Source organism: Pseudomonas sp. 22082, assembly GCF_052046055.1.
GTDB lineage: Bacteria > Pseudomonadota > Gammaproteobacteria > Pseudomonadales > Pseudomonadaceae > Aquipseudomonas > Aquipseudomonas pharyngis.
In genome coordinates, this window is sequence record NZ_JBQEQB010000016.1 from 113,516 (window position 1) to 127,153 (window position 13,638).

General features: G+C 60.4%; 11 protein-coding genes. 3 read left to right on the forward strand and 8 right to left on the reverse strand.

The window, feature by feature from the left end; translation table 11 throughout:
• Window positions 1-111: 111 nt before the first annotated feature.
• Complete coding sequence (locus ACTJK9_RS19120) at window positions 112-1,149, reverse strand: LacI family DNA-binding transcriptional regulator (RefSeq protein ID WP_440815464.1); 1,038 nt, start codon at window positions 1,147-1,149, stop codon at window positions 112-114.
• 206 nt (window positions 1,150-1,355) lie between these two features.
• Between ACTJK9_RS19120 and ACTJK9_RS19125 the strand changes: the two genes are divergently transcribed.
• From ACTJK9_RS19125 to mgrA, 3 genes are read left to right on the forward strand one after another with little or no spacing between them, the layout of a single operon-like run.
• The gene (locus ACTJK9_RS19125) at window positions 1,356-3,581 is read left to right on the forward strand and encodes a TonB-dependent receptor (protein WP_440815467.1); all 2,226 of its coding nucleotides are present in this window, start codon (window positions 1,356-1,358) and stop codon (window positions 3,579-3,581) included.
• A 1-nt stretch (window position 3,582) separates the two neighbouring features.
• Window positions 3,583-4,902 (forward strand): LLM class flavin-dependent oxidoreductase, encoded by a 1,320-nt coding sequence (locus tag ACTJK9_RS19130; RefSeq protein WP_440815470.1) that lies wholly within the window; start codon window positions 3,583-3,585, stop codon window positions 4,900-4,902.
• 39 nt (window positions 4,903-4,941) lie between these two features.
• The gene (mgrA, locus tag ACTJK9_RS19135) at window positions 4,942-5,979 is read left to right on the forward strand and encodes an L-glyceraldehyde 3-phosphate reductase (protein WP_440815473.1); all 1,038 of its coding nucleotides are present in this window, start codon (window positions 4,942-4,944) and stop codon (window positions 5,977-5,979) included.
• Between the two features lie 73 nt (window positions 5,980-6,052).
• Here mgrA and ACTJK9_RS19140 read toward each other — a convergent pair whose 3' ends face one another.
• The 7 genes from ACTJK9_RS19140 to gshA all read right to left on the reverse strand — a co-directional run bounded on the left by ACTJK9_RS19140 (window position 6,053) and on the right by gshA (window position 13,455).
• Window positions 6,053-7,255 (reverse strand): helix-turn-helix domain-containing protein, encoded by a 1,203-nt coding sequence (locus tag ACTJK9_RS19140; RefSeq protein ID WP_085712702.1) that lies wholly within the window; start codon window positions 7,253-7,255, stop codon window positions 6,053-6,055.
• 3 nt (window positions 7,256-7,258) lie between these two features.
• A complete protein-coding gene (locus ACTJK9_RS19145) occupies window positions 7,259-7,936 on the reverse strand; it encodes a hypothetical protein (protein ID WP_085712703.1) in 678 nt (225 codons plus the stop codon).
• Between the two features lie 134 nt (window positions 7,937-8,070).
• Entirely contained in the window at window positions 8,071-8,913 is an 843-nt protein-coding gene (gene tauD / locus ACTJK9_RS19150) for a taurine dioxygenase (protein WP_440815478.1), read from the reverse strand.
• Between the two features lie 57 nt (window positions 8,914-8,970).
• Window positions 8,971-9,810 (reverse strand): taurine ABC transporter permease TauC, encoded by an 840-nt coding sequence (gene tauC / locus ACTJK9_RS19155; RefSeq protein WP_102687495.1) that lies wholly within the window; start codon window positions 9,808-9,810, stop codon window positions 8,971-8,973.
• A complete protein-coding gene (tauB, locus tag ACTJK9_RS19160) occupies window positions 9,807-10,601 on the reverse strand; it encodes a taurine ABC transporter ATP-binding subunit (protein WP_011331959.1) in 795 nt (264 codons plus the stop codon). Before tauB ends, tauC begins: the two co-directional genes overlap by 4 nt.
• A gap of 16 nt (window positions 10,602-10,617) precedes the next feature.
• The gene (gene tauA / locus ACTJK9_RS19165) at window positions 10,618-11,595 is read right to left on the reverse strand and encodes a taurine ABC transporter substrate-binding protein (RefSeq protein ID WP_007952702.1); all 978 of its coding nucleotides are present in this window, start codon (window positions 11,593-11,595) and stop codon (window positions 10,618-10,620) included.
• 276 nt (window positions 11,596-11,871) lie between these two features.
• Complete coding sequence (gshA, locus tag ACTJK9_RS19170; protein WP_064592726.1) at window positions 11,872-13,455, reverse strand: glutamate--cysteine ligase; 1,584 nt, start codon at window positions 13,453-13,455, stop codon at window positions 11,872-11,874.
• Window positions 13,456-13,638 lie beyond the last annotated feature (183 nt).

The following is a 13,638-nucleotide window of genomic DNA, read 5'->3' on the forward strand; positions in this document are numbered from 1 at the left end:
GTCCTCCACAGATTTTGTACGCAACACAGAACCTGTGGGAGCGGGCTTGCCCGCGAAGGCGCCACCTCGGTTTCATTTAGAGCATAGCCAAACCAGCCCACGCCATATTCGTCAGGTACTTTCCCGCTCAATAACCGTGCACTGCAGCAGGTTCAGCCGCTGCACCTCATCGCTCGGCAACACGCCAAGGCTTTCCAGTACCCGCGTTGCCGCCAGCACGCCGATCTCCAGCGCGGGCGGTTTGATCGTGCTCAGGCTGGGCAGCAGCATCTCGGCGAACGGGTAGTCGCCGAAGCCTAGGACGGCGCAGTCTTCGGGGATTTTGAGGCCGGCGCGTTGTCCGGCCAGCAGGCCGCCAGCGGCGAGGTTGTCGTTGGCGAAGATGATCGCGTCCGGGCGGGGTGAAGTGTTCATCAGTACTTCCATCGCTTGCTTGCCGGCCTCGAACGGGGCTCGATCGGCGTCCGGTGCGAATACCCACGGTTCCAGGCCCAACTCGCGGACGGTCGCCGCATAGCCGTCGCGGCGTTCCAGTGCGCTGAAGTCGCCGGGTGCGCTGTTCTGCACGAACGCGATGCGTCGATAGCCTTTGTTGTGCAGATAACGAGCGGCGCTGACCCCCACTTCAAAGTGCGAAAAGCCGATCTGCATCGGCTCGCGATCCGGCTGGTAATCCCAGGTTTCGATCACCGGGATATCCGCTTCGGCAAGCATCTTTTCTGTGCCCGCGCTGTGGAAGTGACTGGTCACCACCAGCGCCGCCGGCGACCAGCCGAGGAAGGCCCGCACCGCGTTTTCTTCCTGTTCAGTGCTGAAGTAACTCGAGGCCAGAAGTAGCTGATAACCATGACGGCTGAGGGTGTCGCTGAAGCCCTGAATGGTGTTGGCGAAGATCGGCCCGGAAATATTCGGGATCACCATACCGACGATTTTTCCCCGTGCCGAGGCGAGTCCGCCGGCCACCAGATTCGGCACATAACCCAGTTCGGCGACCACCGCCGCGATCCGTTCGCGGCGTTCGGGCGAGACCTGTTCCGGCTGGTTGAAATAGCGCGACACGGTGATCGCCGAAACACCGGCCTGGCGCGCCACCGCGTTGAGGGTCACGCGACCGGCGCCACGGCGTTTGCGGGGCTTTTCTTCGCTCAAGGCTCGATCCTTCTTAAAAACCAAAACGCATATAAAAGTAATTTTTCAGTATTGGACGGTCTATGTCCGGCTTGCCAATACTGGCGATGTTAGCGCTAACAAAGCGCGTTGTCTGCTACTCGCTCGAGCGAATGCCCAAGACACCGAGACAGGCGCTGTCGTCGCAGAACGGCAGCGGTTCAGGGCAACTTTTCGAGCGGGCAAACATGCACAACATTCCTGGGGCGACACACAAACTGGCGCAATCGATCCGCGCTGCGGGCTGGCTACTCACCGGGCTGGCCGCGCTGCCGCTGCCCGTCGCGTTTGCCGCCGACAGCACCGATCAGGAGCCGACCCTCAAATCCGTCACGGTCACCGCCACCCGCCGCGAAGAGTCGCTGCAAAAAGTGCCGGTGGCGGTGTCGGTGATCGACGGCGAGCAGCTGGAACGCGACAACCGCAACAGCGTGGCGAGCATCGTCCAGCAAGTGCCGTCGCTGAATTTCCGCACCGGCGCATCGAACAAGGACACCTCGTTGTTCGTGCGTGGCGTGGGGACGATTTCCACCTCGCCGGGCGTCGAACCGACCGTGGCCACGGTGATTGATGGTGTGGTTTATGCGCGCCCCGGCCAATCCACTCTGGATCTGCTGGACCTGGAACGCGTCGAAGTCTTGCGCGGCCCGCAAGGCACGCTGTTCGGCAAGAACGCCTCGGCCGGCGTGCTGAACATCACCAGCAAGGCGCCGACCGCCGCGACCCACGGCTACATCGATCAGTCGTATTACAGCGGCAACGAAAGCCGCACCCGTTTCGGCATCGGCGGCAGCCTGGTTCCGGACACGCTCAAGGGCTCGATCAGCACCCTGTTCGGCACTTACGACGGCAACGTCGACAACCAGCACAACGGTCAGGAGGTCAACGGTTACAACCATCGCGGCGTGCGCGGCAAACTGGAATTCACCCCGAACGACGACGTCGCCTTTACCCTGATCGCCGACTACATGCAGTCCCACGATGACGGCCCCAACGGCGTCGTGACCAAGTCGTTGACCCCGGCCTTCGCCAATGCGTTGAGCCCGGTCAGTGCCACCAGCCACAATCGCGACATCAACACCGACACCCGCTCCCACGTCGAGGACACCAACAAGGGCCTGTCCGGCCAGCTCGACTGGCAACTGGGCGATTACACCCTGACGTCGATCACCGCGTGGCGTGGCTGGGACAACACCCAGTATCAGGACGGCGACCGCCTCGGCACGGTGACGGCGGCGTTCCCCGGCACGGCGGACAAGGGCGATCTGGCCTTCGACCAGTACTCGCAGGAGCTGCGTCTGGCGTCGCCGAAAGGCGAGTTCCTCGAATACGTTGGCGGCCTGTTCTACATGCACGGCAAGGACGAGGAAACCTATCAGCGCACGCTGACCACCACCACACGAACTGATCGCGGCGTCGCCGATTACAGCACCACCAGCGACAGCTATGCGGTGTTCGGCGAGAGCACGCTGAATTTCACCTCGGATTTGCGTGGCATCGCCGGCCTGCGCTACACCCACGACGATCTCGAATACGATCACCGTCGCGTCTCCACTTCCGCCGCCACCGTCAGCGGCATTCAACCGGCCACTCGCAGCTCCGGTTCGGTGGACGAGGACGGCTGGTCCGGTCGGCTCGGTTTGCAGTACGACCTGAGCGATACCGTCACCACTTATCTGACCTATTCGCGTGGCTACAAAGGCCCGGCCTACAACGTGTTTTTCAACATGCAGCCGCGCGACACCGAAGCGCTGAAACCGGAAACCTCCAACACCTGGGAGGCGGGGATCAAGGCTTCGTCCTGGAACAATCGCCTGACCACCAACCTCGCGGTTTTCCACAGCGACTACGACAACTACCAGGCGAACTTTTTCGACACCGTCGCCGGGCAAGTCGTAACGCGCCTGATCAACGCCGGCAGCGTCAGCACCGAAGGTGTGGAGCTTGATTTCGCTCTGCAGGCGACTCAGCAACTGAAGTTCTCCGGCGCGCTGGCCTACACCCGCGCCCGCATCGACGAGTTCGCCTGCCCGGCGGGTGCGGCGGCGTCGTGCAACGTCAACGGCAAGCCGCTGCCGTTCAGCCCGGACTGGAAAAGCTATGTGCGGGCCGACTACACGATCCCGCTGGATAACGGCCTGGATATCGAACTCGGCACCGACTACAGCTGGCAGAGCGAAGTGCAGTACGACATCAGCCAGAACGCCGACACCAAGCAGGGCGCCTACGGCCTCTGGAATGCCAGCGTGGCCCTGGCCGATTACACCAATGGCTGGCGCGTGGCGTTGCTGGGCAAGAACCTCACCGACAAGTCCTATTCGCCATTGCTCGCCAGCGGTGGCAACTACATCTACCGCGCTGTGCCTCGCGATGACGAGCGCTACTTCGGCGTGCAACTACGCAAGGACTTCTGAGATGAGCAGACAGCTGAAACTCGGCGCGTTCCTCATGGCCACCGGGCACCACGTCGCCGCGTGGCGTCATCCAGACGTACCGGCCAACGCGGGACTGGATTTCGCCCATTACAAACGCTTGGCGCAGATTGCCGAGGCAGCGAAGTTCGATACGTTGTTCATTGCCGACAGCGTTGCCGCCCCGACCCAGAATATCGCCAGCCGCATGGCCCGTTCGGATCACTTCGAACCGTTGACCTTGCTCTCGGCCTTGAGCGCAGTGACTGAACACATCGGCCTGATCGCCACCGCGACCACCAGTTACAACGAGCCGTACCACGTGGCGCGCAAGTTCGCTTCGCTCGATCACCTGTCCGGCGGGCGAGCGGGGTGGAACCTGGTGACATCCGACAACGCCGCCGAAGCGCAGAATTTCGGCCGCGACGAACACATCGGCCATGCCGAACGCTACAGCCGCGCACGGGAGTTTCATCAGGTCGTCACCGGGCTCTGGGACAGTTGGCAGGACGATGCTTTCCTCCGCGACAAAGCCAGCGGCGCGTATTACCACCCGGAAAAACTGCACGTGCTGAATCACGTCGGCGAGCACTTCCGGGTCAAGGGACCGCTGAATGTCGCGCGTTCGCCACAGGGTCAGCCCGTGATCGTGCAGGCCGGCTCGTCGGAAACCGGACGTGAACTGGCGGCGCAGACCGCCGAAGTGGTGTTCACCGCGCAGACTTCACTGGCCAACGCCCAGGCGTTTTACGCCGACCTCAAGGGGCGCTTGCCGAAGTACGGACGCAGTGCCGATTCGCTGAAAATCATGCCCGGCGTGTTTGTCGTGGTTGGGCAGACGGAAGCCGAAGCGCAGGAAAAATGTGAAACGTTTCAGCAATTGGTCGAACCCGAGGTGGGCATCGCTCTGCTTGGGCGTATGCTGGGCAACTTCGACCTGTCGAAGTACCCGCTGGACGGGCCGCTGCCGGAATTACCACTGACCGACAGCGGCCAGCAGAGCCGACAGAAACTGCTGACCGAACTGGCCGGCCGCGAGCATCTGACCCTGGCCGAACTGGGCCGCAGAATCGCCGGCGGTCGCGGACATTACAGCGTCGTCGGCACTCCGGCGCAGATTGCCGACCGTTTGCAGGAATGGTTCGAGCAGGGCGCGGCGGACGGCTTCAACGTGCTGGTGCCACACCTGCCCGGCGGGCTCGAAGACTTCGCCAATGGCGTGGTCCCGGAACTGCAACGGCGTGGGCTGTTCAGAACCGAATATGAAGGTCGGACTTTGCGCCAGAACCTTGGCCTCGACCGGCCCGGCAACAGATTTGCGTAGCAATCGACACCCGATTCAAGACCGACAAGAGAGGATTCGATGACTTACACCGCTGCCGAAAACCGCTATGACTCCATCCCATACCGCCGCGTCGGACGCAGCGGTCTGGTGCTGCCGGCGCTGTCCCTGGGCCTGTGGCACAACTTCGGCGACAGCACGCCGATCGACACCCAGCGCTCGTTGCTGCGCACGGCGTTCGACCTGGGCATCAACCACTTCGACCTGGCCAACAACTATGGCCCGCCCTACGGCAGCGCCGAGACCAATTTCGGCCGTCTGCTGCGCGAAGACTTCAAGCAGTATCGCGATGAACTGATCATCTCCAGCAAGGCCGGTTGGGACATGTGGCCCGGCCCTTACGGCCAGGGCGGCGGCTCGCGCAAATACGTGCTGGCCAGCCTCGATCAGAGCCTGCAACGCCTGGGCCTGGACTATGTGGATATCTTCTATTCGCACCGCTTCGACCCGGACACCCCGCTGGAAGAAACCGCCAGCGCCCTTGCCACGGCGGTGCAGCAGGGCAAGGCGTTGTACATCGGCATCTCGTCGTACTCCGGGGTGAAAACCCGCGAGATCGCCGCGTTGCTCAAAGAGTGGAAAGTGCCGCTGCTGATTCACCAGCCGGCGTACAACCTGCTCAACCGCTGGGTGGAAAAGGACCTGCTCGACACCACCGACGAACTCGGCACCGGCGTGATTGCGTTCACCCCGCTGGCGCAGGGCCTGCTGACCGACAAGTACCTCAACGGCGTGCCGGCGGATGCGCGGGTCAATCGTCCGGGTGGAGGCTCGCTGCAGGCTTCGCACTTGTCCGAGGCGAACATTGCTCACGTGCGGGCGCTGAACGAGATCGCCAAGCGTCGCGGGCAGAGCCTGGCGCAACTGGCATTGGCGTGGACGCTGCGCGATCCGCGAGTGACCTCGGCCCTGATCGGCGCGAGCCGGCCGGAGCAGATTGTCGAGAATGTCGGGGCGTTGAAGAATCTGATCTTCAGTGCGGAAGAGTTGGCGGAGATTGACCGGTTTGCTCAGGAGGGCGGGATTAATCTTTGGGAGAAGCCTTCGACGGCGGTGTAGGTGGTTTCGAAGACTTGAAGCGTCATTACGGAGAAACCTCACTGGACGAGGTTTCTCCGTAATTTTTGTAGTTTTACTTTTTGCTCGGGAACCCAAGTACTTCTGCGGTCTCGCTGAAAAACGAATCTCTTGCGGTTCGTTTTCTCAGTTGCATGTCGATCACCTGTGACTGATCTGGCAGGGTGAAGTAACCCTTGTCCAAACTGCATAGGCTTTCCAGTGTGGGTAGCGGTAATCCGAGCAACTGTCTGAGTTGAGATCGAGAAAGGACTTTATTTTCCACGAGCATTTTTACGCCTCGTGCAATCAATTGAGGCCTTTCAAAGTCGAAGTCAGCGTCCATCGGCTCACCTTTGACCCATCCTCTTGCTGACCTAGCCTTCCACAGTCTTGTTGTAGTGGTTTCGTTGATTATTTCCAGATCCTGGCATCTACGAACCATTGCTGCTACAGAGACTTTCCAGCGCGGTTTCAACGCTAGCAAAGTATCCAAGGTAGGCCATCGAATTTCTCTCAGGAAGCTCTCCGCTGGCATCAGGAATGCGCTGGCGAATCGATGAGCCTGAGACTCAAGCAGATCGTAATTCGATTCGTACTGCTCCTTCGATACATGACGATGTAGAACGATATGCCCCAATTCATGTGCAGCATCGAATCGGTTTCGTATGCCGTTCGCCTTGTCTGCTACAAGGAGGACATAAGGCCGCTGATCCAACTCGTACCAATTTGAAACGCCATCCATTTTCAAATGGCCCAATGTGGTCCGAGTACAGACGATACCTGCGTTTTCGAGAACCTGAATGACATTGGGGATGGGAGCAGTCCCAAGCCCCCAGGCTTGGCGGCATTCGCTGGCCATTCGTTCGATTTCTTCGTCCGAAATCAGCAAGCAGTTACTTTCTTCCAGATGAGGAACATTTACTGCGACGAATTCCAGGCTTTCCTGAAGCTTATACGAGACATCTTGAAGCCATTCCAGGCGTACTTCCGCTATTTCCCTGGCGTTCGCCGTGGCACTTACCTGAGATCGAAAAAAGAACGGCGTACGCTCACTCGTTACGATTTGTTCTTCAAGTAGCCAATTCTCACTGACGCCGAAGACCTCACATAGTCGTTGGAAAGCATCGGCCTCAGGAACCTGCACCCCGTTTTCCCATTTGGAGATGTTTCCAGAGGCGCGCCCCACCATTTCGGCTAACGCGGTTTGGGTGATGCCAAACGTGAGCCGTAACTGCTTGAGACGCTCGGACTGGAAGCCCGCGACTCCAGTTCTCATGCTTCACCTCTTGGAATTTTTCTCATCATCAATTTGATCTTCAACGTCTTCGGCGCGGCGCATCTTATCTCGCAATTTCACCAATTCAATCGGTTTCTGATCAGTAGCCTGATTATCAGAATAGCTCTGAAGCAGCTCCTCAAATGTGCAATCCATGTGGAAACCTTTCCCGTTGAAATAGGGCACCGCCATCATGATTGCAACGGGTTCTGATTGATCTGCTGAACGAGGTGGTGGTGCATGGACTACGACAAGCGCATGAATCAGTTGTTCGGTAACCGTGTGCGCGAGCCCGTCAATCCAATCCATTTGAATTGAGGCTAGTGATTCATTCAACGTTTTGAGTTCGTTGCGGTGTTTGGCAGCTCGGATTTCTTTCTGCCAAGGCAATACAACGGCTGTGATGCGCAGCTTTCCCAATTCCAAAAGAACGTAGTTATGCCCTTTGGGATCCGTGCTCTTGACGATAGGATTCCAGCGCTTCATCCCAGCCAAGGCTTCCTGAACAAGTGAATGGCGCAGATGACCTCGCAAGTCTTCCGGGGGCGTGTGAATCAGGAGGTCTTCAACCTCCTTGGCCGCCTTTTGAAAAGTCTGTGGGATCAAGACCTCAAGTTCATCAAAGAACTCCCTGTCGACCTGCGCACGAATGAAACCCTGAATTTCTTCTTTTGTGACCATGCGATTCACCACTCACTATTCGGTAAGCGGATTTTTACTTCATTTTTATTCGTTATGAAAGCAGTGGCTGTTCTTTTGTACAGTGCTCCGACAAGCGGAACATTTCAGGATGGCGAGTTTTCTTGCCGAGGTTTTCACCTGAAATACGGCACATCCCCCAATACCGTAGCCCGCTGCATCACCCGCCGTGCCGGCCGGTAATCATCCACCGCGTAATGCTGCGTCACGCGGTTGTCCCAGAACGCAATGTCATCTTTCTGCCAGCGCCAGCGAATGGTGAATTCCGGCCGCGTCGCATGCGCGAACAAGAACTTCAACACCGCTTCGCTCTCGGTCTCCGACAGCTCATTGATCTTCGACGTGAACCCTTCGTTGACGAACAACGAGCGCCGTCCGCTCACCGGGTGCGTGCGAATCACCGGGTGCGACAGAGGTGGATTCTTGCGCCGCGCCGCTTCCCACTGCGCCAGTGCTTGCGGCGTGTTGCCGTAGCGCTCCAGCGGAAAAGAACGGGTGAAATCGTGAGTCGCGGTCAGCCCTTCGAGCATTGCTTTCATCGGCGCCGACAGCGCCTCATATGCGGCAATCCCGCTGGCCCACAACGTATCGCCACCGAACTCCGGCAACAGCTTGGCGCTGAGCACCGCGCCCATGGCCGGGGTCGGCAGGAAGGTCACGTCGGTGTGCCAGATCGCGTTGTCGCGCACGTCGGTGACGGCGGTGTCGAGGATCAGTACTTCCGGCTGTTCCGGCACATTCGGGTAGATCGGGTGAATATGCAGGTCGCCGAAGTAGGCGGCGAAGCGCGCCTGCTGCGACGGCTCGATCGGTTGATTGCGGAAGAACAGCACCTGATATTTGAGCAGTGCCTGCTCAATGGCGTCGCGCTGTTCCAGATTCAGCGGCTGGCTGATGTCGACGCCGCTGATCTGTGCGCCGAGGGCCGAGCTTAACGGGGTGATGTTCAGGCTGCTCATGGTGGTTCTCTTCAATTCCGGGGCCCCGAAACTGTCGGGGTAGTCAGTGCTGAAAAATCAGTGGGCCTGGCCGTGCCACGGCACCAGTTTGCGTTGCAGGGCGCGCAGGCCCATCTCCATGGCGAAGGCGATCAGGGCGATGACCAGAATCCCCAGTACCACCACATCGGTGACCAGGAACTGCGCGGCCGACTGCACCATGAAGCCCAGGCCGCTGGTGGCCGCGATCAGTTCAGCGGCGACCAGGGTCGACCAGCCGACACCCAGACCGATGCGCACACCGGTCAGAATGTCCGGCAGGGCGCTTGGCAAAATCACATGGCGGATCAGTTGTGCGCGGGTGGCGCCCAGCGATTGTGCGGCGCGCAATTTGGCCGGGTCGACGGTGCGCACACCGGTCGCGGTGGCAATCGCGATCGGAGCGAAAATCGCCAGGTAGATCAGCAGCACTTTCGACAGCTCGCCGATGCCGCACCAGATCACGATCAGCGGCAGATAGGCCAGTGGCGGAATCGGCCGGTAGAACTCGATCAGCGGATCGAGCACGCCACGGGCGATGCGGTTGGCGCCGATGGCAATGCCCACCGGCACCGCGGTCAGAATCGCAAAACCCAGGCCCAGGCCGATTCGGCTGAGGCTCGCGCCCAGGTGCTGCCACAACGTCGAATCCATGTAGCCCGTGGTCGCCAGCAACCAACCTTTTTGCAGCACGGCAGACGGTGGCGGCAGAAACAGCGGTTCGATCAGGCCGGTAGCCGTGACGGCCCACCAGATCACCAGCAAGGCGAACAAGGTCAGCAGGCTGATCCAGCGAGTGCTGAGGCTGCGGCGTACGGGAATCGCCACCGATGTGGCGGCGGGTTTCACGGCGGTGGCGGAAACGTCGTAACTGCTCATGCGCGCTCCTGCCGCTGAACGGCACTGCGTTGCGAGAACACTTTAGCCAGCACGTGTTCGCGGGTTTCGATGAAGCGCGGATCGGACTTGATCGCCCGCGCCGATTCGCCGGCGGCGTAGCGCTGGCCGAAGTCGAGATGCAGGCGCTCGACGATCTGCCCCGGATTCGGCGCCAGCAGAATCAGGTCAGTGGCGAGGAACACCGCTTCTTCAATGTCGTGGGTAATCAGGAACACCGGTTTGGCGGTGCGTTGCCAGACTTGCAGCAACAGCTCCTGCATCTGTTCGCGGGTGAAGGCATCGAGGGCGCCGAATGGCTCGTCCATCAGCAATACACGCGGGTCGGCCGCGAGGGCGCGGGCCAGGCCAACACGTTGCTTCTGGCCGCCGGAAAGCTGCCAGATGCGACGATGTTCAAAACCGGAAAGGTCGACCAGCGCGAGCATTTCCCGCGCGCGCTGTTCGCGCTTGTCCTTGGCCACACCGGCCAGTTCCAGACCGAAAGCCACGTTGGCCAGCACGTCCTGCCAGGGCAGCAGGGCGTCGTCCTGGAACACCACGCCGCGCTCGGCGCTCGGGCCTTTGACCGGCACGTTGTCGAGGGTGATGCGGCCGGCGCTCGGTTCGACGAAGCCGGCAATCAGGTTCAACAGCGAAGTCTTGCCACTGCCGGACGGGCCGAGGGCCACCAGCAATTGCTGAGGGCCGAGGGTCAGGGAAATGTCGGACAGTACCGGTTCCGGGCTGCCGGGATACTGTGCGCTGATGCGCTCCAGCTGTAGCAAGGCCATCGCAATTAACTCCCGATCAGTTGGTGATGTACTTGGCGCTGACGTACGGCGCGTAGTCGGGCAGTACCGCTTCGACCTTGCCTTGCTCCTTGAGGAACGCAGCGGTGTCGGTGATGGCTTTGGTGGTCGGTGCGCCGAGGTCGCTGACCTGATCCGCCGCCAGTGGGTAGACGTTGCCTTGCAGCAGCAATGGGATGTCGCTGGCTTTGGCGCCGGAGAGCTTCACCAGCTTGTCGACGTTGCTCTGATTGGCCAGCCAGGCTTTCGGATCCTTGCGGTAATCGGCGTAGGCGTCGAGGGTGACCTTGGCGAAGGCGGTGACGATTTCCGGGTGCTTCTCGGCGAAGTCCTTGCGCACGATCCAGGCGTCGAAGGTCGGCGCGCCGAACTTGGCCAGTTCACCGGAAGTGATCAGCACTTTGCCGTTTTCCTTGGCCACACCCAGCGCCGGATCCCAAACGTAGGTGGCGTCGATGTCACCGCGTTTCCACGCGGCAATGATCGCCGGCGGGGCGAGGTTGAGCACGGTGACTTTCGAAGGATCGATGTTCCAGTGCTTCAGCGCGGCCAGCAGGCTGTAGTGACCGGTGGACACGAACGGCACGGCGATTTTCTTGCCGACCAGGTCCTGCGGGGTCTTGATGCCGGAGCCATCACGGGCGACCAGCGCTTCGGCGGCGCCGATCTGGGTGGCGATGAGGAAGGTTTCCACCGGAACTTTGCGGGTGATCGCAGCGGTCAGCGGGCTGGAACCGAGGTAGCCGATCTGCACGTCACCGGAGGCGATGGCGGCGATGATGTCGGCACCGTTGTCGAATTTGCGCCAGTTGATGTCAGCCTTGGTGGCTTTTTCATAGGCGCCGTCGGCCTGGGCGACTTTCGCCGGGTCAACGGTGGTCTGGTAGGCGACGGTGAGGTCGGCGGCCTGAGCCAGAAAACTCGCAGCAGCCAGAGAGGCCACGGCCAGCAGGCGAAGCGGGAAATTCAGTTTCATTCAAGAGCTCCATATCAGGCGACCGAGCGTCGGCGTGAAAGGAGACTAAATGATCTAAGAATCTAAAAATAAATAACTTTTTAGAATGAGCTTATGAGCGGAAAAATCTAAGAGAGAGAACGGGATAGTTGGGAGAGAAGGTGATAGTTCCCACGCTCTGCGTGGGAATTCAGCTTGTGACGCTCCGCGTCACTTGAACGCGGAGCGTCCATTGAAGCGTTACCACGCAGACGGTTCGACGCCTCGACGTGGGAACGATCAAAGAACCTTCTGATGTCAGTTGCTGATCGCCAGAATGCTCGCCTGATACGACCCGACAAACACGTCGAAATCGCCCACCTCGTTCTGCTCCAGCTCCGCCTGTTGCGCCAGCGAAGACCGCGCCAGTTCTTCGAACTTCGCTTGCTCGTCAGCCGCCAACGGCTCGCTGCGGAAGAACTCCGCGTGGGCCTGGCTCTGGCGCAGGGAGAATTGCGCGAAGCTTTCCTTGTGCGTGGCCATGGCCGCCAGCACCTGGGCCGAAGGCGTCAGGGATGAATCCTTGACCTTGGCCAGTTGCGCATCGAGCGCCTTGCTATGGGCATCGCCGCCATGGCTTTGATCCAGCAATGCCGCCAGCGGAGCGATTTTTTCCAGCAGTTCGGCAGCCCATTCCTTCAGCTCGACCGGTTGGCCGTCTCGCTGCAATTGCAGGCCCGGACGGCGACCTTCCTTGACCACGCTGAGGAAGTTGGAGGTGGCGTTGCCGCAGGAGTTGTTGGTCAGCAGCGGGCTTTCGTTCAGCGCGCAGTACAGCAGGAATGCGTCGAGGAAGCGCGACTCGGTGAGGTCGATGCCCATCGGCAGGAACGGGTTGATGTCCAGGCAGCGCACTTCGACATACTGGATGCCACGGGCCATCAAGGCCTGGATCGGCCGCTCGCCGGTGTAGGTCACGCGTTTCGGGCGGATGTTCGAGTAGTACTCGTTTTCGATCTGCAGGATGTTGGTGTTCAGTTGCACCCACTCGCCATTCTGGTGCGTACCGATTTCAACGTACGGCGCGTACGGCGTGGCCACCGCTTGGCGCAGGCTGTCGGTGTAGCTCGCCAGATCGTTGTAGCACGGGGTCAGGCCCGCCTGGGCGTTGCTCTGGTAACCGAGGTCGCTCATGCGCAGGCTGGTGGCGTAGGGCAGGTACAGGGTGTCCGGATCCAGCTGTTCCAACTGGTGCGAACGACCCCGCAGGAAACCGGCGTCCAGCGCCGGCGAAGCGCCGAACAGGTACATCAGCAGCCAGCTGTAGCGGCGGAAGTTACGGATCAGCGCGATATAGGACGACGACTGGAAATCCCGGTCAGTGCCAACGAAGCCTTCGGCTTCTTTCAGCAACGGCCAGAGCTTTTCCGGCAGGGAGAAGTTGTAGTGAATCCCGGCGATGCACTGCATGGTCTTGCCGTAACGCAGGGCCAGGCCCTTGCGGTAGACGTACTTGAGCTGACCGATGTTGGAGGTGCCGTAATAGGCGATCGGGATGTCTTCCTCGGCCGGCAACGGGCACGGCATCGATGGACTCCACAGGTACTCGTTGCCGAGCTTGCTGTAGGCGAAGCGATGAATCTTGTCCAGGCTGGCCAGGGTATCGGCCGGGTCCGGCAGGGCGGGCGTGATGAACTCCAGCAGCGACTCGGAATAGTCGGTGGTGATCTGTTCGTTGGTCAGCGCGGAACCCAGGGCTTCAGGGTGCGGCGTTTGGGCCAGGCGGCCTTCGCCGGTCACGCGCAGGCATTCACGTTCGATACCGTGAAGGCACTGCTCAAGCAGAGAGAGGTTAGCGCGCTCGCCGAGCAGAGCCAGGCGGCGGTTGAGAAGTTCGCTCAATTTGGATTCCTTCACGCGTCATTCGCCCCAATATGGGGGTGGGCAGGACGGTCTACAAGGGTGAAGTTGAAACTGGCGTTTTCGCCTGGTTTGTCGGGCTCTGAAGCCCCCGTTGAAACGCCAACTTCACTCCCTGAATCTGGCCGATGCACGCGAAGATTACGCGGTTCCTGTGGGAGCGGG